Annotated in this window: 18 protein-coding genes; 10 read left to right on the forward strand and 8 right to left on the reverse strand. The window is 58.3% G+C overall.

All coding sequences use genetic code 11. The features are described from left to right. Positions 1 to 475 precede the first annotated feature (475 nt). The gene (locus tag AC5S3R_RS04510) at positions 476 to 1,894 is read right to left on the reverse strand and encodes a chloride channel protein (protein ID WP_494265591.1); all 1,419 of its coding nucleotides are present in this window, start codon (positions 1,892 to 1,894) and stop codon (positions 476 to 478) included. Between the two features lie 48 nt (positions 1,895 to 1,942). Continuing rightward, complete coding sequence (locus tag AC5S3R_RS04515; protein ID WP_494265593.1) at positions 1,943 to 3,043, reverse strand: alpha/beta fold hydrolase; 1,101 nt, start codon at positions 3,041 to 3,043, stop codon at positions 1,943 to 1,945. 438 nt (positions 3,044 to 3,481) lie between these two features. On the opposite strand from AC5S3R_RS04515, the gene acnA reads away from it, so the two are divergent. After that, the gene (gene acnA / locus AC5S3R_RS04520; RefSeq protein ID WP_494265595.1) at positions 3,482 to 6,262 is read left to right on the forward strand and encodes an aconitate hydratase AcnA; all 2,781 of its coding nucleotides are present in this window, start codon (positions 3,482 to 3,484) and stop codon (positions 6,260 to 6,262) included. Positions 6,263 to 6,455: 193 nt separating this feature from the next. On the opposite strand, the gene pyk is transcribed toward acnA, so the two are convergent. Together pyk and AC5S3R_RS04530 are read right to left on the reverse strand one after the other, a co-directional pair. Further along, positions 6,456 to 7,985, reverse strand: coding sequence for a pyruvate kinase (pyk, locus tag AC5S3R_RS04525; protein ID WP_494265597.1), 1,530 nt, complete (start codon positions 7,983 to 7,985; stop codon positions 6,456 to 6,458). A gap of 134 nt (positions 7,986 to 8,119) precedes the next feature. Further along, entirely contained in the window at positions 8,120 to 9,007 is an 888-nt protein-coding gene (locus AC5S3R_RS04530) for a YihY/virulence factor BrkB family protein (RefSeq protein ID WP_494265599.1), read from the reverse strand. A gap of 219 nt (positions 9,008 to 9,226) precedes the next feature. On the opposite strand from AC5S3R_RS04530, the gene AC5S3R_RS04535 reads away from it, so the two are divergent. The 3 genes from AC5S3R_RS04535 to AC5S3R_RS04545 are packed head-to-tail and all read left to right on the forward strand — an operon-like array spanning position 9,227 to position 11,607. Next, positions 9,227 to 9,991 (forward strand): TIGR00266 family protein, encoded by a 765-nt coding sequence (locus tag AC5S3R_RS04535; RefSeq protein WP_494265601.1) that lies wholly within the window; start codon positions 9,227 to 9,229, stop codon positions 9,989 to 9,991. Continuing rightward, positions 9,992 to 10,531 (forward strand): hypothetical protein, encoded by a 540-nt coding sequence (locus AC5S3R_RS04540; RefSeq protein ID WP_494265603.1) that lies wholly within the window; start codon positions 9,992 to 9,994, stop codon positions 10,529 to 10,531. Between the two features lie 26 nt (positions 10,532 to 10,557). Beyond that, entirely contained in the window at positions 10,558 to 11,607 is a 1,050-nt protein-coding gene (locus AC5S3R_RS04545) for an AI-2E family transporter (protein WP_494265605.1), read from the forward strand. On the opposite strand, the gene AC5S3R_RS04550 is transcribed toward AC5S3R_RS04545, so the two are convergent. Further along, complete coding sequence (locus AC5S3R_RS04550) at positions 11,596 to 13,170, reverse strand: hypothetical protein (protein WP_494265607.1); 1,575 nt, start codon at positions 13,168 to 13,170, stop codon at positions 11,596 to 11,598. The genes AC5S3R_RS04545 and AC5S3R_RS04550 overlap by 12 nt on opposite strands. Before the next feature lie 148 nt (positions 13,171 to 13,318). On the opposite strand from AC5S3R_RS04550, the gene ygfZ reads away from it, so the two are divergent. From ygfZ to AC5S3R_RS04570, 4 genes are read left to right on the forward strand one after another with little or no spacing between them, the layout of a single operon-like run. Continuing rightward, positions 13,319 to 14,401, forward strand: coding sequence for a CAF17-like 4Fe-4S cluster assembly/insertion protein YgfZ (ygfZ, locus tag AC5S3R_RS04555; protein WP_494265608.1), 1,083 nt, complete (start codon positions 13,319 to 13,321; stop codon positions 14,399 to 14,401). A 23-nt stretch (positions 14,402 to 14,424) separates the two neighbouring features. Beyond that, positions 14,425 to 15,024 (forward strand): DUF1844 domain-containing protein, encoded by a 600-nt coding sequence (locus AC5S3R_RS04560; RefSeq protein ID WP_494265610.1) that lies wholly within the window; start codon positions 14,425 to 14,427, stop codon positions 15,022 to 15,024. Between the two features lie 6 nt (positions 15,025 to 15,030). Next, complete coding sequence (locus tag AC5S3R_RS04565; RefSeq protein ID WP_494265611.1) at positions 15,031 to 15,876, forward strand: MBL fold metallo-hydrolase; 846 nt, start codon at positions 15,031 to 15,033, stop codon at positions 15,874 to 15,876. Beyond that, positions 15,873 to 16,835, forward strand: coding sequence for a bifunctional riboflavin kinase/FAD synthetase (locus AC5S3R_RS04570; protein WP_494265613.1), 963 nt, complete (start codon positions 15,873 to 15,875; stop codon positions 16,833 to 16,835). The genes AC5S3R_RS04565 and AC5S3R_RS04570 overlap by 4 nt, the downstream gene beginning before the upstream one ends. Here the strand turns inward: AC5S3R_RS04570 and AC5S3R_RS04575 are convergent, their stop codons facing one another. Together AC5S3R_RS04575 and AC5S3R_RS04580 are read right to left on the reverse strand one after the other, a co-directional pair. Further along, positions 16,836 to 19,523 (reverse strand): penicillin-binding protein 1A, encoded by a 2,688-nt coding sequence (locus AC5S3R_RS04575; protein ID WP_494265615.1) that lies wholly within the window; start codon positions 19,521 to 19,523, stop codon positions 16,836 to 16,838. A 212-nt stretch (positions 19,524 to 19,735) separates the two neighbouring features. Continuing rightward, positions 19,736 to 20,917 (reverse strand): S41 family peptidase, encoded by a 1,182-nt coding sequence (locus AC5S3R_RS04580; RefSeq protein WP_494265617.1) that lies wholly within the window; start codon positions 20,915 to 20,917, stop codon positions 19,736 to 19,738. A gap of 261 nt (positions 20,918 to 21,178) precedes the next feature. On the opposite strand from AC5S3R_RS04580, the gene AC5S3R_RS04585 reads away from it, so the two are divergent. Then, positions 21,179 to 23,092 (forward strand): sensor domain-containing diguanylate cyclase, encoded by a 1,914-nt coding sequence (locus AC5S3R_RS04585; protein ID WP_494265619.1) that lies wholly within the window; start codon positions 21,179 to 21,181, stop codon positions 23,090 to 23,092. A 265-nt stretch (positions 23,093 to 23,357) separates the two neighbouring features. On the opposite strand, the gene AC5S3R_RS04590 is transcribed toward AC5S3R_RS04585, so the two are convergent. Then, on the reverse strand, positions 23,358 to 24,647 hold the full coding sequence (locus tag AC5S3R_RS04590; RefSeq protein WP_494265622.1) for a tyrosine-type recombinase/integrase: 1,290 nt from the start codon (positions 24,645 to 24,647) through the stop codon (positions 23,358 to 23,360). Between the two features lie 251 nt (positions 24,648 to 24,898). Between AC5S3R_RS04590 and AC5S3R_RS04595 the strand changes: the two genes are divergently transcribed. Beyond that, positions 24,899 to 25,108: a hypothetical protein gene (locus AC5S3R_RS04595; RefSeq protein WP_494265624.1), complete on the forward strand. Its 210-nt coding sequence runs from the start codon at positions 24,899 to 24,901 to the stop codon at positions 25,106 to 25,108. Positions 25,109 to 25,152 lie beyond the last annotated feature (44 nt).

Consider the following 25,152-nt stretch of genomic DNA (forward strand, 5'->3'; position numbering starts at 1 on the left):
TTGCTCTTGTCTTTGCTTTTCTCGTCCTTCGTCCCTCGCCCTTCGTCCTTAGCCTGTGGAAATCTCATGTCAAGCCCCAAACCCGGAAGTATTTTCTAACTCCTTGATTCCATTACCCAAAAATCTTCGATCAATTTGCGCTCAATTATGCGAAACCTGTCACAATAGAATCAGAAGCAGAAAACGGCCCGATTCCCAAGGAATCGGGCCGTTCTGTTTTTCCGCTAACCTGCTAAGCGCGAAGCTCTGCTAGCTCGCTCATTCTAAAGAAAGGAGAACCCAATGCCGTCAACAGCAAGCACAATCCCCTATACCCCATACCCTACCCCCTGCCGTTTGCACAGTTCCGGAATAAAGAAACTCCACAGTCCCTGTGCAATCACACGCAACCCAAACAAAACAAAAGAAATGGGAAAGCACCCCGCTGTGCGCATACACACGGACGCATAAATAACCCCTAAGGAAGAAGGCAGTTTTACGCCGTAGCGTCTTCCGTTTGCCCCATACCGAGCGGACCGGAAGGCTCATCCGGGTGGTGGCCATGCGGCAGATGGATGCCATCCTGCTCCAGCAGTGCCTCGTAAATCTGCAGTGGCCGCCAGCGCCGAGCCAGGGCAAAGGCGCTCATGTTGGCAATCATCAGCGGCAAAACGAGACCATAACCGCCAGTCATCTCAAAGACGATGAGCACCGAAGTCATAGGCGCGCGGACTATACCGGCAAAGACGGCCCCCATGCCGACAACCGCGAAGGCCCCAATCGAATCCGACGAGTGGTGGAAGACGGCTACGTCAATCCAGCCGACCGAGCCGCCCAGCATGGCTCCCATAAAGAGCGCCGGGGCAAAGATGCCGCCGGAGCCTCCGGTGCCGTAGGAGCAGACGGTGGCCGCCAGCTTGAGGATGCAGAAGGAGATCATCAGGCCTACCGGCATGGCTCCGGTGAGGGCCTCGGTGAGCGTTTTGTAGGGGTCGCCGGCAATGCCGTTGCGATGGAAAAGCTGCAGGGCTAGCGCGGCCATGGCTCCGGTGGCCAGCCCGCCCAGCGCCGGCTGTACCCACTTGGGCACGGAGGTGAGCTGCTTGAAGCGTCCGCGCAGCCAGAGCAGGGAATCAGTAAAGGCAATGGAGACGACGGCTGCCAGCACGCCGAGCAGCGCGTACCAGATGAGCGACGAGGAGTGGGTCAGTTCATAGCGCTGCGAGACGTGGAAGACGGGATTGCCGCCAAGGATGGTGTGCTCCACCACGGCGGCCAGTGCAGCGGCGACAATCACGCCGGAGAGCATGGTCTGGTCGAGGTCGCCAATCAGCTCTTCGAGGGTAAAGGTGATGGCGGCGATGGGTGCGTTGAAGGCTGCCGCGATGCCCGCGGCCATGCCCACGGAGGCCATGCGGCGCTGGTAAAGGGGCTTGAGCCGTGCCCAGCGCGCCAGGGCGCTGCTGACGCCTGCGCAAATCTGCACGGTTGGGCCTTCCAGGCCGAGCGAGGCTCCCGAGCCGATTTGCAGCGCGCAGAGAACGAATTTCCCAATGGTTTCCTTGAGCGAGACCAGCCCGGCGCGCATCTCATAGGCCACCTTGACCTGCGGAATACCGCTGCCCGCCGCTGCCGGAACCCAGAAGGTGAGGCCGAGGCCGACGACGAGGCCTCCGAGGCCGGGTAGGAGGATGGTCCAGAAGACCCACCAGTAGTCTGGCGCGTGGTTTGCGCGGTCAATGAGCAGCTTTTCAAGGCCGAGGATGGCTCCGTGAAAGGCCACGGCGGCCAGTCCGCAAAGGCCGCCGGCAACGATGGTAAAGGCCAGCAGCCGCTGCCGTTCACTCGGCATACGGCGCCCCAGCCACGCCAGAAAATGCGCCCACAGACCTGCAAGCCCTTCGGAATAACTCACTGTGTCTTGGAACCTCGCTAGTACCAGTATAAGAGCTACGGTTTTTCGCTAAGGTTTTGGCTCGGTTTCGCGCATGAATGCGGCGAGATAGTCCTTCCATACGGCGGCCATGGTGTGGGTGCCGTGTCCGCGCGTCTGGTCGGTGATGGGCAGCAGGATGAAGCGCGCATGGGGCATTCGCTTGACCATCTGCTCGGCAATGCCCAGTTCCGGCGGGTTGATGAAGTCGTCGGCGGAGTTAATCCAGAGCACGGGTGCGGTGATGCTTTCGAGTTTGGGCGAGGGGTCGTAGTTCCGGCTGGCGTTGAGATAGAAGACCATGTTGTTGGCGTCGGTGTGAGCCACGGTTCTTTCGATGTAGGTGTCTACGTATTTTTCCGCCTGCTGGCGCGTGGGGAACTGTTTCTGCATTTGCAGCGGGGCGGAACCCATGACGAGCAGCATTTCGTTGGCGGTGCGGAGGCCCTCGGTGGGCTCGGTTTTGTACTCGCCGCCCATGTAGGCGGGGTCGTCCTGGATGGCTTTGATGGCCATGTAGCGCATCATGCGGTTGCGTCCGGCTATTTGCACGGGCAGGCAAGCGAATGGCGCGAGCGCATCCATGAAGCCGGGGTAGGTTTCACCCCAGACGAAGGACTGCATGCAGCCCATGGAGGTGCCGAGGATGAGGCGGAGATGGTCGATTTTCATCTCGTCGAGCATGAGGCGCTGGCTGCGCACCATGTCGTCGTAGTCGTAGGCGGGGAAGTGGGTGTGCAGGCCGTCGGAGGGGCGGGAGCTTTCGCCGTGGCCGATGTCGTCGGGCAGGATGAGGAAGTATTTCGTGATGTCGAGAATGCCGCCGGGGACGAAGAGGACGTTGGAGAAGACGGGGCTGAGTAGCGAGTGCGCGTCTCCGCCGGTGCCGTGGAGCAGCAGGACAGCATTGTCTACATGACCGGCAGCATTGCGGTGCGGAGTGCCGAGGGTGACGTAGTGGAGCTTGAGTTCGGGGAGGGTTTCGCCGGTGCCAAAGCGGAAGTTTGGGAGGGTGGCAGTGCCGTCTTGCGGGTGCCATTGGGATGCTGGGGCCTGGGCGTTGGCTCTTGTAGTTGAGGCTGAAGCAAAAGTAAGCGTGATAAGCAAACAGAAGGCTGTGCGCAGTCGCATAGGGAACTCCCCTGCATGGACGTAAAGTGAGCCAATAGTAGCATCTATAAGCAGACGGCCAAATGCGGGGATGTACCTACGTTGTTTTGAGGAGTGGATTGCGGGATGCCGTCAATTTATGAATGTTTGGGGGCGGGGAATACGTGAGCTTTTCATGCGGTTTGCCGTATGATTTCCAGTCAACCTGTCTTCGAGCTAAAATAATTGCCGAATCCGATGCCTTTACGCATGGACATTTCCGCCCGCCCGTTTCTCAAGCGCTTTCGCCGCGGTCGTCGTGACCGTGGTCGCTGAATCCTGCGCACTTCCTGAATTAAGCTGTTTTCGACAAATTTTTCGTTTCTCCCCCGTGCGGAATGAGCGCCGTGCGCTTGTGACGCGGAGAAACCTTCCGAACTGCGCCCGCTGAATAGGCGGACGAGAAAGGTACTTGCCAAGATGTCGAATAGTTTTTCGAGCCGTGCAACACTTCAATCCGGCGGCCGCTCTTATACGATTTATCGCCTTCCTGCTCTCGAATCCAAGGGGTTCAACCTCAGCCGCCTGCCGTTCAGCTTGAAGATTTTGCTGGAGAACCTGCTGCGCCGCGAGGACGGCGTGAATGTTACCGCTTCGGATATTGAGTTTCTGGCGAAGTGGGATGCCAAGGCTGAGCCGAGCCGCGAGATTGCCTACATGCCGGCGCGTGTGCTGATGCAGGATTTTACGGGAGTTCCGGCGGTTGTGGACCTGGGCGCGATGCGCGATGCCGTAAAGGCGCTGGGCGGCGACCCGGAGCGGGTGAATCCGCTGATTCCGGCGGAGCTGGTGATTGACCACTCGGTGCAGGTGGATGAGTTTGGTACGCCGCAGGCCTATGAGGCGAACTCGCTGCTGGAGTTTCAGCGCAATCGCGAACGGTATGCGTTTTTGAAGTGGGGGCAGACGGCGTTTCGGAATTTCAGCGCCGTGCCGCCGGGGATGGGGATTTGCCACCAGGTGAATCTGGAGTACCTGGCGCGGGTGGTGTTTACTACGGAGATTGATGGGGAGCAGGTTGCTTATCCGGATACGCTGGTGGGCACGGACTCGCACACCACGATGATTAACGGGCTTGGCGTGCTGGGCTGGGGCGTGGGCGGCATTGAGGCCGAGGCGGCGATGCTGGGGCAGGCTGTTTCCATGCTGGTGCCGCAGGTGGTTGGCTACAAGCTCACAGGTAAGCTGCGCGAAGGCGCTACGGCTACTGACCTTGTTCTGACAGTGACGCAGGCGCTGCGCAAGCTTGGCGTGGTGGGCAAGTTTGTGGAGTTCTATGGGCCGGGCGTGGCGGAGCTGCCGCTGGCGGATCGCGCGACGATTTCGAATATGGCTCCGGAATATGGTGCGACTTGCGGTATCTTCCCGGTGGATGCGGAGACCCTGCGTTACCTGCGGCTGACGGGGCGCAGCGACGAGCAGATTGCGCTTGTGGAGGCTTATTACAAGGAGCAGGGGTTGTTCCATACGGCTGGCGCGCCGGAAGCGGAATACACGCAGACGCTGGAGTTGGATTTGGCGACTGTGGAGCCGAGCGTTGCTGGGCCGAAGCGTCCGCAGGACCGCGTGCTGCTGAAGGACGCGGCGACGAGCTTTGCGCAGCAGCTTCCTTCGCTGCTTTCGCCGACGGCTAAGCCTCTTGGCGAGCGTACTGCGGCTGCGTGGGAGCGTACGACTACGGTGACGGATACGGCGGTTGCGGAGAAGACTCCTCTGCACGTTACGACCACGGTGAAAGAGCGCTTTGATGTTGATCCTGACAAGTATCTCGATCATGGTTCGGTGGTGATTGCGGCAATTACCAGCTGCACGAATACTTCGAATCCTTCGGTGATGCTTGCTGCTGGAATTCTTGCGAAGAAGGCTGTGGAGAAGGGCTTGAGCGTGCCGCCGTGGGTGAAGACTTCGCTTGCGCCGGGCTCGCGCGTGGTGACGGATTACTACGAGAAGGCGGGGCTGCTGCCGTATCTTGAGAAGCTGCGCTTTAACGTGGTTGGTTATGGCTGCACGACTTGCATTGGCAACTCCGGGCCGCTGCCTACGGATGTTTCTAAAAGCATTGATGAGCATGGGCTGGTTGCGGTGAGCGTGCTGAGCGGCAATCGCAACTTTGAGGGGCGCGTGAATGTGGATGTTCGCGCGAACTACCTGATGAGCCCGCCGCTTGTTGTTGCCTATGCACTGGCCGGGAAGATTGGGCATAACTTTGATGCCGATCCGCTGGGTACGGACCAGAATGGCGCGCCGGTTTATTTGAAAGACATTTGGCCGACGCAGGCAGAGGTTGTGGCTGCGATTGAAAAGGGTATCAGCAGCGAGGGCTTCCGCAAGGAGTACGCCACGGTTGCGCTTGGCGATGCGAACTGGCAGGGACTGAAGTTTCCTACGGGCGATGTTTACCAGTGGGAGCCGGATTCTACCTACATCCGGCAGGCCCCTTACTTTGACGGCATGGCGATGACGCCTGCGCCGATTACGGACATTCTGAATGCTCGCGTGCTGGCTGTGCTTGGTGATTCGGTTACTACGGATCATATTTCTCCGGCTGGTGCTATCAAGGCGAATGGGCCTGCGGGGAAGTATCTCTCCGAGCATGGCGTGAAGCCTGCGGACTTTAACAGCTATGGTTCGCGGCGCGGCAATCATGAAGTGATGGTGCGCGGAACGTTTGCCAATGTGCGCCTGCGCAACAAGCTTGCGCCAGGGACGGAAGGCGGCGTTACGCGGCTGCTGCCTGAGGGCGAGCAGATGTCCATCTTTGATGCCAGCGTGAAGTATGCCGAGCGCAAAACTCCGCTCGTCATTCTCGCGGGGAAGGAGTATGGCTCTGGGTCTTCGCGTGACTGGGCTGCGAAGGGGCCGAATCTGCTTGGCGTGCGTGCTGTGATTGCTGAAAGCTTCGAGCGTATCCATCGCTCAAATCTTGTTGGCATGGGGATTCTTCCACTGCAGTTTGCGGAAGGAGAAAATGTCGAGTCGCTTGGGCTGACGGGCGAAGAGGTGTATGACTTTGCGGGGCTTACTGATTTGCTGAAGAGCAAATTCGCTAATGGTCGCACACTTACGGTCAAAGCAACTGCGGCTGACGGCAGTGTGAAGAGCTTCACCGCGAAGGTTCGCATCGATACGCCGCAGGAGATTGAATACTACGAGCACGGCGGCATTTTACAGTATGTGCTGCGGCAGTTGGCGGCGAAGTAGCTGGAGGATAGGTTGCCAAAACTATGCGGGCCGGGATTTCCGGTCCGCATAGTTTTATCTCAAAATAAGCAGGCTACGCTTGGTGTCGCTTTCAAAGTCTGCAAGCCGGATGGCATTATTGCACCGCCTTTCCTATCCGTTCCCTCATTTTATGGTAAAACTCGCCGGCTGTCGTGTTTGCATAGTTACGTGCTTATTTCTTAGCGCCGGCGCCGACGGGCTCGGCTTCATCGTGCACGGTGAGGAAGTTGTCCGCATCGAGTGACTGTTCGCCAAGTACATGCAGGCGCATGAAGTTTGTTGAGCCAGACTTGGTGCGCGTGCCTGCTACGATTGCGATAATTTCATTCGCACGTACGTAACCGCCCTGCTGCAGAAGGGTTTCCGCAAGGTCCACCATTGCTTCTGTCGAGTACACCTTGGGACAGCGAACCGGCACGGTTCCCCAAAGCAGGTTGAGGCGGTGGATTGTTATGTCCAGGGCGCTCAGCGCGAAGATTGGCGCTGCGGGATGGTACTTGGATAGCTGCCGCGCGGTTGTGCCGGACTCCGTGAAGAGAGCAATGCCGCGCAGGTCGAGGTCCTCGGCTGCGTGCGCCGTTGCTTCGCAGATTGTTTCGGCAATCGAGAGGCGCGCGGTGTGCTTGCGGCGCTTGCCGTCATTCTGCGCGTCAATGGTGCGCTCCGCTTCGAGCACGATGCGGCTCATCATGGCGACAGCTTCGACGGGATACTTGCCTGTCGCGCTCTCGGCGGAAAGCATGACTGCATCCGAACCGTCATAGATGGCATTCGCTACGTCCGAGGCTTCGGCGCGCGTGGGGCGTGGATTCTCCACCATCGACTCCAGCATCTGCGTTGCGGTGATGACAGGCTTGCGGTATTCCGCTGCCTTGCGAATCATGAGCTTTTGCAGCGCGGGCACTTGCTCGGGCGGAACTTCCACGCCGAGGTCGCCGCGGGCAACCATGATGCCGTCAGCTTCTTCGAGAATGCTGTCGAGGTGTTCTACGGCCTGCGGCTTTTCGAGCTTGGCGATAATCCATGTTTCCGAGCCCAGCGCGGCTACACGCTTTTTCACGATGCGGATGTCATCCGCTGTGCGCACGAACGAGACGGCGATTGCGTCCACGTCGTTCTTGAGTGCGAACTCCAGATCGATCTCGTCTTTTTCTGTGAGCGAGGGAACCTTGACCGGAATGCCGGGCAGGTTGATGCCCTTGTGTTCGCCGAGCATGCCGCCGTTGATGATTTCGCAAACTACATCGCCGTCATTTACGGCGGTTACGCGCAGCTCAATCAGTCCGTCGGAGAGCAGGATGCGCGAACCGGGTTCCACGTTTTCCGCGAGTGTTTTGAAGGTGGTGCCAACAATCTCGGCGCTGCCCATGATGTCGCGGGGCGTAATGGTGAGCGTTTTACCGGCTTCCAGCAGAACCGGCTTGCGGTCTACCAGCTTGGCGGTGCGAATCTTTGGTCCCTGCAGATCGCCGAGAATGCAAAGCGGCTTGCCTTCTTCCGCGCTCACCTTGCGAATCATCTGGATGAGGGCGAGCTTTTCTTCGTGTGTGCCATGAGAGAAGTTGAGGCGGACAACATCGACACCGGCGCGAACAAGCTCGCGGAAAACAGGCTCGGTGTTGGAGGCGGGGCCAAGTGTGGAAACAATCTTGGCGCGGCGCAGCGGCGTAGGGCCAGTCAGGCTGGGTGTAATAAACGACATCGAAACAAACTCCCCGAGGTTAAAACGGCGAAAAAGACAAAGAAAAGACAAAAAGCGATGTACTTAAGAGACCCGCTTCATTGTACATTGCGCTGGCTGCGTGGTATGGCGTCTGGCGTCACAGACGAACCGGCCTAGAGGCTGGTGAGCGCAGGTGCCTGTTCGGAGTTTGTGGCCGCCGCGGCGCGCCGTTCCTGGCGGCCATGGAAGAGCACGCCATTCAGCTCCGCGCCGAGGAGGGCGCTGAAGGAAGTGAGGTAAAGCCAGACCAGTGTTGCGATTCCGGCGGCGAAGGAGCCGTAGAAACGTGTGTAGTTGGCGATTCTTGTTACGTACCAGCCAAAGGCCAGCGTGGCGGGAAACCACAGCAGCGTGGCGGTGATGGAGCCGGGAAGTACCCATCCCCAGTGCTCTTTGCGGCGCGTGCCGAAGTGGTAGAGCGCGGAGAGCACGCTGATGGCCGTGGCACCGGAGATTCCCCATCGCACCAGGCGCCAGAAGACGATAACGACGAGGCGGAGCTCGTGTTCGGAGTTGGCGATCATCCACAGCTCAATCTGGTGGCCAAAAACGAGCAGCAGGCTGACCATCCACAGTGGAAGCAGCGCGATGGGTACCAACAGAAGGGCGCGCAGGCGCTTTTGCCAGAAGTCCCAATCGTCGCGCGGTAGCTGGTAGGCGCGGCGAAAACCTTCCATGAGGGAGAGCATGAGGCCGAGTCCGGCAAAGATTGTCAGGATGGCGGCGGAAAGAATTACCGGCCAGGTGCGTGACGACTGCGTGTCGAGGGAGTCCTGAAGCAACGTCATGGATTCAGGCGGGAGAACCTGGTCGAGCGTGCCGCGCATGGTGCCGATAATGGAGGGCCCCTCTTCCACTTGCGCCAGCAGGGTGGTAATTACGAGGACCGCGGGGAAGAAGCAGAGCATTCCGGAATAAGCGGCCGCCTTTGCCGTGTTGAACACGTCATGATCGAGCGCCCGCAGGAGCGCGGAACGAAGATGGGGGATAATGCGCTTCATACGGCTTAGAAGCAAGAGTAGAGCAAAACTGCTGCTTTCATGAATAACTATTTGTGCTCTTGCCCCGCGTAGCTTGCTGTTTGGGTAGACGCTGCGGCGGGGACGCAGGTTGCGCGGTTCTGTAACGGTGAGGCCGGAACTTTCATTATTCCATTGGCGTATTTAAGCAGGTAACTTTTTATGCGGGCAGGTACACTGTTCGCAGTTGGAGGCATACGAATGCAGGCACGTATTCAGGGCACCACTTTGCCGGTGCTCGAAATTCAGCTCGATCCCAATGAGAGCGTTTTTTCAGAAAGTGGCGAACTTTCGTGGATGACGCAGTCGATCCAGATGACCACCCACACGCAGATGGGCGGCGGAGGCGGGTTTTTCGGTGCGCTCAAGCGCGTGGTGGGTGGCGGCAGCCTTTTTATGACGGAGTACCGCGCATGGCAGTATCCGGGCGAGGTTGCTTTTGCTACGCATGTTCCGGGGCATATTGTGCCTGTGCAGGTGGGCAACGGTTATGAGTACATGGTGCACCGGCATGGCTTTCTCTGCGCTACGCCGCAGGTTGCGCTCAGCGTGGGTTTTCAGCAGTCGCTTGGCGCTGGTATTTTTGGCGGAGACGGGTTTGTGCTGCAGCGCGTTGGCGGCGTTGGCACGGCCTGGCTTGAGCTTTCCGGCGAGCTGATTCAGAAAGACCTTGCACCGGGGGAAGTGCTTCGCGTGCATCCGGGGCATGTTGGCGCGTTCATGACGAGTGTTTCGTTTCAGATCACCATGGTGCGCGGCATTAAGAACGTTATCTTCGGCGGGGATGGTTTGTTTCTTGCTGAACTGACGGGGCCTGGCACGGTGTGGCTGCAGACGCTCCCCATCTCCCGCCTTGCGCACCAGATTGAGAAGTATCTGCCGCGTGAGGGTGTTCGTGAGATTCCGCAGGCCACGGCTGGCGGTGTTATTGGCGGCATTGTCGGTTCTATTTTGAGTGGGGAATAAATGCGATTAGTTCGTGGAGTAAGGCGGATTGGTTTGTTATTCCTGATGGTTTCGGCTACGGCTTTTGCGGCTCAGTCGCAGGAGGGCAAGCCGCTTGCCGCAACTCCAGCGGGCTTTTACTTTGAGGGTGCATGGAACTGTGCAGGTGCGTTTGGCAATGGCAAAACGCACCGTTCCACGATGAACGGCTCCGTGGTGGTAGGCACCAAATGGCTGGAGCTGACGGAGCAGGATATTGAGCCTCCCACCGGATATCTTGCGAAGTATCTGATTGGTTATGACGCGCTGCAGAAACGCCTGGTTGAGTTTGATGCGAATAACTTCAGCGCGGCTGTTTATACCAGCGAGGATGGCTGGCAGAACGGAGTGCTTACGATGACTTCCGCGGTAGACAACAATCCCAAGGCTCCCTATGCAGGCAATCGTTTTCTATTTTCCGTGGTCAATTCCGATACCTTCACCATGGACTGGCAGATAAGCAAGACAGCACAATGGAACTGGCTGCCTGCCGATCACCTGGTCTGCAAGCGCGGCGCGTAATCTTAGCTTTAGAGGAAAAATTCTGCATGGCAGTATCGGACGGCTGGTCCCACACCTTACGTAATGCAATTCTTTTCACCTTTGCTATTGCCTTTGCCTGTTATGTGGCATGGCTGGTGCGTGCGGAGCTTCTGCTGCTTTATGTCAGCGCGCTCTTTGCGGTTGTGCTGCGCCCGGTTGTGGGGTTTGTTGAACGGCTGAATATTCGCGGCTGGCATCCGTTTCGCAAGTCGGCAATCTTTTTGCTTTTACTGCTGGTGCTGGCCGCTTTGTGCACCTTTGTTTATCTCGCAATTCCGCCGGTGATTCGCGACCTGCACTCCTTTGTGCAGGAGATGCCCTCGCGCATGCCGGCCATCATGGAGAAGCTGAAGAAGATTCCTTTTGCCGATCAGGTGGATACGGCGGATTTGCTTTCGCAGGCGCAGGGAGCGGCGACGCAGAGTGTTTCGTATCTGCTGCTCTCGATTAAGAACTGGGCCAGCACCGTTTTTACGCTGCTGATGGGGCTGATTCTTACGGTCTACTTCACGCTGGAAGGGGACTCGGCTTATCGCTGGGGATTGTCGTTTTTTGCCGAGCCTCATCGTACGCGGTTGGATGCAACGCTGCAGCGTGCGCAGATTCGCATGGGGCGCTGGTTGCTGGGGCAGGGCGCGTTGATGCTTATCTTCGGCGTGACGAGCACGATTGTTTACTCGCTGCTTGGCGTGCGCTATGCCGATGCGCTAGGTGTGTTGAATGGCATGCTGAACATTGTGCCGGTGCTTGGCGTGACTATCTCGATTGTGCTGGGCGTGGCTGCTGCTGCGGTGGATTCGTGGCAGCGCGTGGTGGGCGTGGCCATCTTCTACCTCATCTATCAGCAGTTGGAGAACTCGTGGCTCACGCCGCGTATTATGAAGTCGAGCGTGGACCTGCCGGGGCTTGCGATTCTTGTGGCGCTGCTTCTTGGCTCGTCGCTTGCAGGGATTGTCGGTGCGCTTGTTTCGGTACCCACTGCAGCATTGGTGGCAGTGTTGCTGGATGAGTACCTGGTGGTGAAAGACAAGCCCGCCGTAGAGCTACCGGGTTGATTGCGCCGCCATCATGGACGCGTGCACGGCAGACTTCATTACGCCGCACTCGGCGAAGAAGTGCACAAGGCCACCGCTTAATGTGGGGCCGGTAACTGGTGCTGCGGGAGTGGAAAACTTTGCCAGCCGCATCTCGCCTGTTCCCTGCGTGTCGAGAGCGAGCTCTGCCAGCTTGCGCGCCATTGGCAGGTCAAAGCTTTCAGAGATAAATACTAGCTTGCCGCGCGTTGTAATTACTACCGGGCCTTCGTTGGTGTTGTAGACCTGCTCGTCGGTTTCTGCAGGGGCATCTGCCGGCGTTATTGCATTGGCGTCCTTGCGCAGGCCTGAGTATTTCCGCCCCAATCCGCTTATGTATAACTGCGCAAAGTGCTGTGCGGATTGCTCGTTCTTCCATGCGGAAAGATAGAAGAGCGAGATGGACTTTGTGCTTGCGAGCTCTTCAGGCGTTTTTGCGCTCAGCCGTTGCCCGGCCCAGTAAATGCCGCCGTCCCATGCGGGTGTGAGGTCACGCGATGCGGTATCGCCGCCAATCAATTGCGTGAGAATGTGTAGATCGAGCTGCCCAACCTGGCCGATGTCATAGGGCTTGTAAACCGAATCCACAATGGGGTGGATGTTTGGCATGACCGGCAGCGCTGGAATGTGGGAGCGTTCAAACTCACGCGGATTGATGATTTCCCACGTGGATGTTGGCGGCTTGTCTAACGCGCCTGCAAAGGCGGCTTGCTGGCCACGGTCCATCCACAGGTCCTGCTCGAAGCTGAGACCTTCGCGATAGGGGAAGATGAGCGATTCGGAGAGCAGCAGCGGGGCGCGCGCCATTACCGGCGAGTCGCTTGAGCCGACCATCTGGTTCTTCACGAACTCGACGACTTCGGGGTCCTTGACGAGGCTCTTGCCCATCGGCTTCAGCACGTTGTCGATCATTACTGCCGTTGCCTGGCCTTCTGCTACAGCTTCCCGGGCTGTGTCCATCTCATCTTTGGCAAGGTGGTCGAGGTCTTCATGAGCGTTGTGCGAAACCTCGTCGGGGGTCTGGTCGCTCCACTTTTCGAGGTCGATGTGCTGATCCTGCAGGGCGTGTGTCAGCTCATGTGCGAGCACGGGTTTCTGCTCGTCGATGTCCACCCAGTCGAGCATGTTTACGGTCTTGGTTTTGGAGTCGTAATAGGCCTCAATCTGCTCCTTCAAGAGGGCGAGAAGGAACGGCTTCAGCTCAAAGTCGTGGTCCAGCAAACCAAATTTCTTGAGGACGATTTCGCCTTCCTGCAACTTCTTTGCGCCCTGGTCCTCGTCGAATTTTTCCTTGAGGTACTTTTCCACTTCGGTGCGGCTGGTCAGTTGGCGCTTGACCGTGCTCCTTACCGGGAGCCCGGTTTCGATTGACGAAAATTTCAACAGGTCATCCACCAGCGAGAAGAGCTGTTTGGCCTGTTCCGGGGTAATATGTGTCTCAGTTTTGGGCTTTTCCGCAGGAGCTTTTTCCGCAGGAGCCTGCTGTGCGTAACCGCAAGCCCCGCCAAGGATTCCAAGGGCTACCACAAGGCAAATTTGCCTCAAAATGCTTGCTTTCCACCGCCGGTTCATTTGCCCTCCGTGCATCCTGTCGCGCTTATGTGTCATCTGATTCAAGGCTATAATCGAAAGTTGCGATTCTTCTGGGGTTGGGTAGAAAATTCTCGACCGGAATTGCACAGAGACGTATCTTATGACGGAAACTGTACTTACCGAAACGCTATCCGCAACGCCGCTTGCCGCGTTGCTCGTGCAACAACAGCCCGGCTTGCGGCTTGAGGGCTATCGCGGCGTGCTTACTGCTGTGGAGTTGGACGCGCGTTCTCCGGAAACAGAGGCGCTTTTGACCGGCGCGGCGGTGCATGACCTGGGATGGCTGCGCGGCGTGCGCGTGCGCGGCGAAGACCGCTTTCGCTGGCTCAGCGGCATGGTTACAAATACCGTTAACGACCTGAAGCCTGGCAGCGGCGCGTGGAACCTTGTGCTGAATGCGCAAGGGCGCATCCAGGGCGACGTGACGGTTTGGCGGCGCGATGATGCGTTGAGCCTTGAAATTGCCGCCGACCAGTACGAAAAGCTGCTGGCGCATTTCGACCACTTCATCATCATGGACGATGTGGAGCTCGAACGGCTTGAAGGTGTGACTACCATCGGCCTTACCGGGCCCAGGGCGGCGGAGGTACTGGCGAAGATTGGTGTTCAGCCGCTTGTTGAATCGCTCTCGCAGGCGGAGGCTACGGTCAATGGTCTCGACTTTCGTGTCTTTCGCGGCTATGGCGTGCTTGGCGACCACTATGCGCTTTGGGGAACTGTTGACGTGCTTGCGCAGCTCTGGAAGCAGATTGTAGAGGCTGGCGCAAAGCCTGTTGGCTCGGCGGTTCTTGAAGCTTTTCGCGTTGCTGAGGGGATTCCTATTTATGGCATCGACATTGCCGAGCGCGACCTGCCGCAGGAGACCAGCCAGACACGCACGCTGCATTTCAATAAAGGCTGCTATCTTGGGCAGGAGATTGTGGAGCGCATCCGCTCACGCGGCAATGTGCATCGCCATCTGCGGCACCTTGAGCTGAATGGGCCTCTGCCTGCGGCTGGAACCGAGTTCATGCTGGCCGGCGCATCTGCCGGCACAGTAACTTCGTCAGCGGAGTTTGCGGGGCGCCGCTTTGTTCTTGCCATGCTGCGCGCCGAAGCGGAGGCACGCAATCTTTCACTGTCCTACACAACCGCAGAAGGCACAGGGACGGCAAGTATTCTGGCCGCACCGCTGGTATTTTGATTTTTTGGATAGGAACGAAGACTATGAGCGACATCCCCAAGTTTGAAGTGATTGACCGGCGCAAGCGCAAGCTTGAAGAAGAGGCCGCGCAGGCTTCCTCTGCTCCGGCTGAGCCGGTATCTACGCCTGCGCCGGAAGCGCAGCCAGCTTCGCAGCCCGGTCCTCGCCTTGTTGTTTCTGAGCCGGAGCCTGATGCTCCCCAGGCGGAGGAGGCCGAGGCATTTCCGATGCCTGCCGCGCCGACTGCCGAGGAGACAGCGCAGCAGAAGTCTGCTTATGATACTTCCGCGGAACGGCTGGAAGACCTTATCCGCGCGCAGAACCCCGGTGCGGAGCCGCAGCCGCCGGTCACCTTTGAGAGCCTTGTGCAGCAGCTTTATCTTTCGGCCATGATCCAGATGGGCGCGGGCACTCGCGAAGGCGAGCGGCCTCGCGTAGACATTGTGGGCGCGCGGCAGACGATTGACCTGCTTGGGATTTTGTCTGACAAGACGAAGGGTAACCTTTCGGCGCAGGAAGACCGCATGCTGCAGACGGTGCTCTTTGAGGCTCGCATGGCCTTCCTTGAGCTTACGAGCATGATTACGTTGCAGCCGCCCCCGCCGCCTCCGGTAACCAAATAGGACGGAATGCAGGGACGCCTGACATTTCTCGGTACGGGAACCTCTGTGGGGGTTCCCACGCTGGGCTGCGATTGCGCGGTGTGCAGATCCAAGGACCCGCATGACAAGCGCACGCGCCCATCGGTTGTGCTGCGCTGGATATCGGGCAGTCGTGAGCGCGCTGTGCTCATCGATACTGGCCCGGATTTTCGCACGCAGGCGCTGCGCGAAGACGTTACGCGTATCGATGCTGTTTTCTACACGCATGGCCATGCGGATCACATCTTTGGCCTGGATGACCTGCGCCCGCTTAGCTGGGATGCCTTTCGCATCAGTGGTCGTCCTGTTCCGCTTTATGCGGATGCTTCGACTACGGAGACGCTTGAGCGCATTTACGACTACACGTTTTCTCCCAACTCAACTTACTCGAACAAGGCACGCGTAGAGCTGCAGTCGCTGACGGAGAGGGTGCGCGTGCATGAGGCTGAGTTTGTGCGCGTGCCGGTGATTCATGGCAGGCAGGCTATCTCTGGTTTTCGCTTTGGCAATGCGGCTTATCTTACGGACGTAAGCGAGATTCCAGAGTCGAGTTATGCGCTGCTTGAGGGACTGGATACGCTGGTGCTGCCCGCGCTGCGCTATAAGCCTCATCCTAGTCATGCCAATGTTGAGCAGGCTGTGGAGTGGGCACGGCGTATTGGTGCGCGGCAGACATGGTTTACGCACATTGCGCATGAGCTGGGGCATGAGGAGACGAACCGCATGTTGCCCGAGGGCATGGCGCTTGCGCATGATGGGCTGGAGTTTTCGGTGAACCTGGACAGGAGCCTTAATCCCAACAAGAACGAGGCTGGTGAGGAGGTGCAGGCATGATTCCTGTTTACCGCTCCCTTGAAGAGATTCCCGCAGACTTTGGCGCGACGGTTGTTTCCATCGGCAACTTTGACGGCGTACACTGTGGGCACCGAAAGATTCTGAGCGCGGTGGTGGCGGAAGCGCGGCAGCGTAGTTTGCGTGCTGTTGCGGTGACTTTCAGTCCGCATCCTGAGCAGTTTTTGCATGCGGCGTATGCGCCGAAAATGATCACGCCGAATGATGAGCGGCTGGTGCTGCTGGGCGAAACTGGCATTGATGCGGTTGTGGTGCTGGCGTTCAATGAGTCACTGGTCAAGCTCTCCGCGCGCAGGTTTGTGGAAGAGGTGCTGGTGCGTGGGTTGCGTGTTCGCGGCCTGCATGAAGGCTCGAACTTCCGCTTTGGTTATCGCGCACAGGCTGGCGTGCAGGAACTGGCTGAGTTTGGGCACGAGTTCGGCTTTGGCCTCACGGTGCATGAGCCGGTCTGCGTGCATGGGCTTGAGGTTTCAAGTTCTGCTGTGCGGGAGCTGATTGGCATTGGCGACTTGAAGTCGGCGCGCTGGATGCTGGGGCGTCCGTTCGTTGTGCGCTCTACGCCCGTGCGTGATCGTGGCGTTGGCGCCAGGCTGGTTGTGCCGACGGTGAACCTTGCGCCGTATGATGGGCTGCTTCCCGCGCAGGGTGTTTATATTACGCGGCTCACGATTGACGGGCGCAGCTTTCAGGCTGTTACGAATGCAGGGGATCGTCCGACGTTTGAGGGCGCGGGGTTCAGCGTAGAGACGCACATTCTCAACTTTGAGCCTGTTGAGCTGACGGATGAAACGCCGCTGGAACTGGAGTTTCTTTTCCGGCTGCGGCCTGAGATTAAGTTCCCTTCGCCGCAGGAACTCAGGCTGCAAATCATGCGCGATGTGGCTCGCGCGCAACGCTATTTCCGGCTTGCCGGACGCATTGGCGGCGCGGCTCAAGCGTAATCAGTTCAGAATTGAATCCAGCTTGTTGACCGTGGACGGCGTAACCTGCGGCACAACTTTGGGAATGACAACCTTGGGCTTGACCGCATTTTTAGCGGGTGCGGGCTTTGTGGCCGGAGGCGTTTTTGCTGCACTCTGCGGCTTGTTGCTTGCGGCGATGGTCCTATTGGCTACTGGTGTGATTGCAGCGGGTTTCGGTCCAGTGATTGCAGTGGGCCTCAGCGCGTTGGCTGGGGCGCTGTTCGCGATAGCTGGTGTTGCAGCTTTTGCTGTAGTAGCCGCAGGGGGCTTTGCAGGAGCCGTAGTTAGTGTCTTTGTCGCACTATTGCTGGTCACAACCGCTACGACAGGCTTTGCCGCAGCCGGTGTTGCCTGCACGGGGATGGGCTTGACTGCGGGCTCTACTGCAGCTTGAACCATTGGAGCAATTTTTCGCGGCGGCGCGAAGAGGAACTTTTCTTCTTCGTGCCCGACGATGGCCTGCTTCATCACCTTCATCCAGATGGGCAGGGCTGCGGCTGCACCGGTTTCCTTGTCGCCTAGCGACTGGTTCGAGTCATATCCCACCCAGACACCGCAGGTTACGGAAGGCGAAAAGCCGAGGAACCATGCGTCGGTGTATCCGCTGGTTGTGCCTGTCTTGCCCGCTACGGGATGATTGAGCTGCGAGGCGGATGCTGCCGTGCCGTAGTGCGTTACGGCTTCCAGCATGTGAACCATTGAGCGCGCCGTCTGCTGGCTGATGACTTCCTTAATTCCCGGAGCTTCATCGGAAAGCGTGATGCCATCGGCATTCGACACCTTGCGAATCAGGCGCGGAGCTACGCGCACGCCGTCGTTTGGAAAAACGGAGTAGGAAGCGACCTGTTCTTCGAGCGTGATTTCCGCTGCGCCCAGCGCTACGGGCAGGTATGCCGGGATGTTGGACGTGACGCCGAAGCGGTGCGCCATGTCGATGACCTTGTGAATGCCGACGCGGGCTGCGAGCTTGACTGCGGGAATGTTGCGCGAATCCGCGAGTGCATCGGTCAGCGTCATTGCACCTTTGTAGTTGTTCTCGTAGTTGTGCGGGCTCCAGCCGCCAAAGCTTACGGGCTCATCGACGATGGTGTCGTCCGGCTTTGCGCCTGCTTCGAGTGCGGCACTGTAGACGTACGGCTTGAAGCTGGAGCCAGTCTGTCGTTCCGCTTGCGTGGCGCGGTTGAACTGCGAGAGCGAGTAGTCGCGCCCGCCTACCATCGCCAGAATGTCGCCGTTGGTGTTGTCGATTGCCAGCAGTGCGCCCTGTGCACCGGAATCCTGCTCCAGCGTTCCGTGAAACTCCGCGTTCAACAGCCTGCTGACCGGCTTTGCGGGGGCTTTGCCCTCCGGGGCTCCGGCCAGGTGGACATAAATTACGTCGCCGGGCTTTACCAAAGCATCGGCTAGGCGCTGCCCGGTCCACTGCCAGTCGGGTTGTGTCAGCAGCACTTCGCTCTCGCCTACGCGGGCGTGGATTTCGAGCGGCAGCACTCGCGTGACTACAGCATGTACGTAGTCGCCGGCTTTTGCGCGCACGGCCCAGTCGGGATGTTTGTAATTCTCGATGCTTTCGCCGTTGGCGAGCACATTGGTCAGCTTGCCCTTCCATCCGTGACGGCGCTCGTATGCGGCGAGACCGTCGAGTACGGCGTGGTTTGCGGTCTCCTGCATATCAAGGTCGAGCGTGGTATCGACGCGCAAGCCTGCTTCATGCACCTGGTCGGGGCCAAAGCGCTTTTCCAGGTCGCGGCGGACATCTTCCTGGAACCACGGCGCAATGGCTCCTTCCGGCTGCGCGATGTTCAGTTCCAGCGGGGCCTTGCGCGCCGCATCGGCCTGCTCATGGGTAATTACGCCGTCGCCTTCCATCTCGCTCAGCACAAGATTGCGGCGCTTGATGGCCTTGTCAGGGTAGAGAATCGGCGAATATCCGACGGGGCCCTTTGGCAGGCCTGCCAAAAGGGCGGCTTCGGTGAGCGTCAAATCCTTGGCGTGCTTGGAGAAGAAATACTCTGAGGCCGCCTCAAAGCCGTACTGGCCGCTGCCGAGGTAAATCTGGTTGCCGTAGAGCGTGAAAATCTGCTCCTTGGTGAAGGCGCGCTCAATCTGGATGGCGAGATAGGCTTCCTGAATTTTGCGGCCAAAGGTGCGCTCGCTGGAGAGGAAGAGGTTTTTGGCCAGTTGCTGCGTTAGCGTGGAGCCGCCTTGTGCGCGGCCATGGCTTGTGAGATCGTGCACGACCGCTCCGACGATGCGGAAGACGTTGATGCCGCCGTGGGACTCGAAATTCTTGTCCTCGATGGAGATGACGGCCTGGCGCAGCACGGGGGAGAAGTCGTCGTAGTTGATGACTACGCGGCGCTCCAATGCGAATGAGCCGATGACGCGGCCCTTGCGGTCGTAAAGCTCGGTGGTGGTGGAGGGGCGGTAGCGTTCGAGGTCGTGAATCTGCGGCAGGTCGGCGGAGTACACCAGCGTCAGTCCCGCCAGCACGCCTGCGACCGCGGCCAGCACTACCAGCAGAATCAGGGCCGGGCGGCCAGCCAGCTTGCGCTGGTTGCGTCCTGGAAGCTTCTGCGGAGGAGGGCCGTCATCTTCCGGCGGCAGCCGATGGCTACGCCCCAAGGTGCGGGGAGCAGAAGGGCCCGAAATGGAAGATGCAGCCAAGTGCAACACGCCTCATAAAGTTGAAAGGCAGGAGTGGAGACACTCCCGCACATCCGAGGCTAGCACGGGAAAGGACGTCCTATGGCTGTGAATCTGGGGGAGGGAACCAGCGTGTGCAAGAACGGAAAACAGGGAGTAGGGAATAGAAAACAATTGCAAATGCACAAAAGCCCGGCATAACGCCGGGCTTTTGTTTTCCTACTCCGTATTGCTTAGCTTTTTGCCTTCAGGAGGGACAGGCCTTTGTCGAGCAGCGGGTCGCCTTTGCTGGTGCCGCTGTCGTCGGAGTCGTCCGGCTGCTCCATGGCTACGGTCGGCATAACTGCTTCATCCTGAATCTTTTTGCCGCCGGGGCCTTCATACTTGGCTACGGTCAGCAGCAGGGCTGCGCCGTCGGGAAGTTCCAGCGTCTTTTGTACGCTGCCCTCGCCGAAGGTGCGCTCGCCGACTACGTCGCCGCGCTTGGAGTCCTCAACTGCAGCGGCAACCAGCTCCGCCGCACCGTAGGTGCCGCGGTTTACCAGCACCACCAGCGGAGAGCCGGTCAGATAAAGCGACGAATCCGCCGCAAAGGTCTGCTTGGGGAACTTCTGGCCTTCGAGCTGTGCCAGCGTGCCCTGGCTGATAAAGAAGTTTGCCAGGCGAATGCCTTCTTGTGAATCGCCTGCGGAAACATCGCGCAGGTCGAGCAAGACCTTCTTGCCCTTGGCGCCTTTGAGCTTGCCTGCAATCTCGTCCACGTGGGCCTTGGAGAGCGAGCTGGGCTTCAGGTACAGAATTGTCGAGTTCTCATACTGCTGCTCGTTCAACTGCGGCATGGAAATCAGCGCGCGCGTCAGCGTTACCTTTTCCGGGTCGGTCTTGCGGGGGCGAATCACGCTCAGCGTTACCGTTGAGCCGGGTTTGCCTTCCAGCATCATGCGGGCTACTGCCAGGGACATCTGGTAGGTGGAGGTGTCGCCGATGGACTCGATGATGTCGCCATCATTGAAGTGCTCGTGCTCAGCGGGAGAGCCGGGCACTACGTCCACAACGGCCACGTAACCACCACGCTTGGAGATGGTGATGCCAACCTGTCCTACGCCGGTGGTCGGGCGGTCCTTGTAAATCTTGTATTCGGCGGGCGTCAGGTAGCTCGAATCCGAGTCCAGCGACTCCAGCAGGCCATGCAGCGCGCCGGTGGTCACGTCGTTGATGTTCGGCTCGGTTACATAGTCCGACTGCACGCGCTTCAGCACCTCGGCGTAGACGTGCATCTGGCGGTAAGCACCATCCTGCTCGCCTCCGGCATGTACGCCGAAAAGGCCGAACTGCCCCAGCGCAAAACCCAGTCCGAGAGCGGCAAAAACCGCCGCGCCTAACACAAAAATGAGCCGTTGAACGAATTTAGACACTCACACCGCCATCGCAGGGCGCAGAATGCGCCAGCCGCATACAGATATAGACGCAATGATACCTCAATCGGTGGTTTTAGGCAGGAACGGCAGTCTGAAATCCGCCGGCGGTGCGGGTGGCGGGGAAAGCTTCCAGTGGCTGATATCGGCGATGATTTTGACGATAGAGTGGAATACTTGAATATGCTTCGTACTATTTCAGGGGCTCTCGCACAGAGACGGCCGTGTGTAGAGGCGCGTAGGAATCGGAAACGATAACGCATGCCATTCGGGGAAAGGAGCGGTTTCGGCATATCCATGCTTGAATCCATGCAGGAATTGAAGGCTGTTGACGCCGTTGCTAACCCTGCACCGGGGCTTCCGCGGGACAGTACGGGCCTAGTCAGGAAACTGCTCCTTTGCGCAGTTCTGCTGGCCGGTCTTTCCGCGGGTGCGGGCTTTTTGAACAGCAATGTATGGGGGCTGGGGAGCATTACCATCCTGTGGCCAACCACGGGATGCCTTATCGGGGTTCTGCTCTGCGCTCCCCGCCAGCACTGGCTGGCCTATCTTGCCGTGGGCTATGCCTGCGACATGCTGGAGAATATGCTGTTTGCCCCGGCGCAGCCGACGTGGCTGAACTTCTACCTCTCCGGGTGCAACGTCATCGAGGTTTCGCTGGCCGCATGGTTGCTTTACCCGACGTTTGCGCAGGGGCAGAACATGAGCCGGTCAAGGCAGCTGGTGCGGCTGCTGGGCTTTGGGGCTATTGTCGCGCCGGGAGTCGCTTCCCTGGCGGCGGGCTTTGGGCTGTCCCGCTTCGATGGGGAATCGCTTTTGCAGAGCTTCGCTCACTGGTTTACCGCTGATGGGCTGGGCGACTCCATCCTTATTCCGCTCTATCTTGGTTTGCAGAGGAAGCCCTGGTTTTCCAGCCGCCCGTGGCCTGAGATTGTTGCGCTCTTTGCAGTGCTTTGCGCGGTCAGCGGCGTGGTTTTCTGGCAGACGGCTCTTCCGCTGCTGTTCTGCATTCTTCCGTTCCTGCTACTGATTGAGATTCGGCTGGGGCTTTCAGGCTCTGCGATTGGACTGCTTGCCGTGGTTGCAATTGGCGGATATGGGACCGCCCTCGGACACGGGCCGGTGGCGCTCAGCCACTTTGCTTCGGTGGCTTCCCATACCCTTGCGCTGCAGGCATTCATCTTCGTTTGCCTGCTGTTTCTCTATGTAACAGATGTGGTGATTGCGGAGAAGACCAGCCTTGAGCGCGACCTTCGCTCCAGCGAACGGCTTTTCCGGCTGCTGACAGAAAACTCCTCCGACCTCATCATCCTTTACGACATGACTACGGAGAAGCGGCTCTATGTTTCTCCGTCGGTCAAGCAGGTGCTGGGCTGGGACCAGAAGGAAATGCGCGAAATTGACCGGAAGATGTTCGTGCATCCCGATGACCTGTCCTATGTGAACCGAATGTTTCGGGAGTGCCGTGAATCCAAGTCCCTAAGGGTGGCGGACTTTCGTGCTCGGAAAAAGGATTTGAGCTATCTCTGGATGCAGTTCCACCTGGTTGCCAACCTCGACCCGGCAACCGGAATTGCCGAGAGTATCGTCAGCGTCACCCGGGATATCTCCGCTAGAAAAGCCGAAGAGGAGGAGCTGCGCAAGACGCTTGGTGCGGTGCAGAACCTTGCCAATATTGACGCCCTGACAGGCATGGACAACCGTCGCTCTTTTGATAATTACCTGGTAGAGGCGTGGAGCCACGCCGCCCAATCGGCGGATACCATTTCCCTGCTGATGATAGATGTGGATTTTTTCAAGAGATACAACGACTCCGTAGGACACGTAGCCGGAGACCAGGGCCTCAAGGATGTGGCCCGGTCCATTGCATCCTGTGTGCTGCTCCCCGGCGGCATGGTGGCGCGTTACGGAGGGGAGGAATTTGCCGTGATTGCTCCTGCAACGGATGCCGAGGACGCCCGGCTGCTTGCGGAGCAGATTTGCTCCTCAGTGGCGCTCAAACAGATTCCCCATCCCGGTATTCCGGCTGGCCATGTCACCGTTAGCGTTGGATGTGCGACGCTGGCTGCTACGCCTGATTTGTCCGCTGTGCACTTGGTTCGATGCGCTGACTTGGCGCTCTATCAAGCCAAATCCGACGGGCGAAACTGTGTCCGGGAGTTCCGTACACGGTGAGCTTTTGTCTTTGATTGGGGGGAGCACCAGAAAGGCTGCGTGGCGCGCAAAGCGCGCAGTTCGCGGCACGCGCAGTGCTGGTGGCGGAGGAGCGGATCGAACGCTCGACCTTGGGGTTATGAAGCGGTAGCCCGAGGTTTAGCAATCCGTGGTTCCAGCCGCCCAGGAAAGTAAAATCGCAAATTTCGTCGATCGCTTCCCGAACAACTTTCGCAAAACTAACGGAGGCTCAAATAAAAAGCAACTAAAAAGTTTTCCACAGCCTTTAAGCGCGTTGTCTTTCTTGGTTCCATGGGCTCGGCTCCATCGCTACTGGCTTCTTTGCGAGCCAGGGACCTGCAGGCTCCTCGACCGTCTTACGTGTCATGCCATCGCCCCAAACAGAGGCGCCCCAACCGCGTTGAGCAGCCATACAGATCGCCGTATATCGCTGCTGCATTTGCCTGGTCATGTGACCCGCAAATGTCATCGTTACTGTAAGCGGGACCCCAGCCTCGGCCATACGAGTTATTCCGGTATGACGCAAGTCGTACATGCGTAAATTCGGCATCCTGGCCGCGAGGCGCACCTCGCCCCATGGACGCTTCAATCCGGAGGCGCTCATCGGCTCGGCCGGGTTATATATTTCACCGCCCACTCTTGCCGGGAAGAGATAATGCGTTGGCTGCGATGCGCCCAGCGACTTGGCTCTTGCAATCAATCCTTCCAGTGCCCACACGCAATCCTCCGTAAGAATCGGAATCGCGCGAAAACGATGCGAGTTTTTAGCTCCCGCCGGCGGGATCTGGATGATCCGGTCAGCAAGCATAACGTCGCATAACCGCAGGGCTCGCAGCTCATTTGTGCTGGCTGTCGTTTGCAGCGCCACGATTGCATATTGATAGATCAAGCGGTAGGAAAGCTTACTTGCGGCAACATGCAGAAAGTTGTGCTGCTCCTGAACGGTCATCGCATGGATAACGTCGCTCTCTTCTGTGCGTACACGCAGTAGCGCTTCTTCCTGCTCTTCGTCCCACAGTTTGGCGTCGCGAAGGATGCGAACCATCAAGGCTACCTCTTTGCGGAGATGATTCGCGCCGCACGGAAGCGCCCATACCGTCTGCAGGAACTCATAGCCGCCGCCGTGCTCTTCGGCCCAGTATTCCGCAGCCTCTAACGTCTGATGCGGTCCTTGCGGCTTTTTGCCTTTATGGCACCACCATGAACCGTTGCGGTCAGTTGCATTTGTTCCGCGCGCTTCCTGGTAATCCATCAAGTCATCCGGCGTGATCTCGCCGATCGGCTTTAGCTGGAAGAGCCTAAACTTCGTCAGGGCCGACGCGCAATTTTCATAATCCTCACGCGTTCGGGGCTTAATATATCGGACCTTGCTTTGCCTGCAGTCTTTTTCTGCAATTGTTCGGCGGCCGATCCAAATCTTAAAAGCTTCTGCAAACAACAAATCTGGGGTAAGTTTACTGCGAACCAAGGACCATTCCCGCGCACACTCCGGGCAGCCGGAGATACTGCCCTGGTGAGCTACATGAAGAAAATGTGAATCGTTGGCATTATTCATACTGGCCGCATACGCTCCTGTCAAGTCGTTGCGGCCGGATCTGAAAAGCGTATGAATCCGCTAATAAATCGTTTCATCTCGAGCGGAGAAACGGTTCAAGCTTTCAGGGTTTCTCTTAGGCAGAAGGATCTGATTCCAGAGAAACCGCCGCGGTAACTGTGCCAGTTTCACATATTTACGCATTGCATTGCAATGCGTAATAGATTTATGTTGCAAATTAAAACAGGAGCGCTTAATTTATTGGCTTGACTATGCAACGCAAAAAACTACCCGGCCGCCCGAAAAGTGAAGAGCTTCGCAAAACGATTGCTCTTCGTCTTCCCCCCGATCTCCTCAGTAGCGTTGATCAGGTCGCCTCAGAGAATTTCCAGGAACGCACGAACGTGGTGGAGATATCCCTGCGTGCCATGCTGCGCCGCGGCTTCATCAAGACACTCGAGGATGCACAGCAGTCACTTTGAGTCCTCGAGTGTCTGCAGTTAGTTGACGTTGATACCTGTATCAG

It is taken from the genome of Occallatibacter sp. FHG110214_02 (assembly GCF_059115385.1).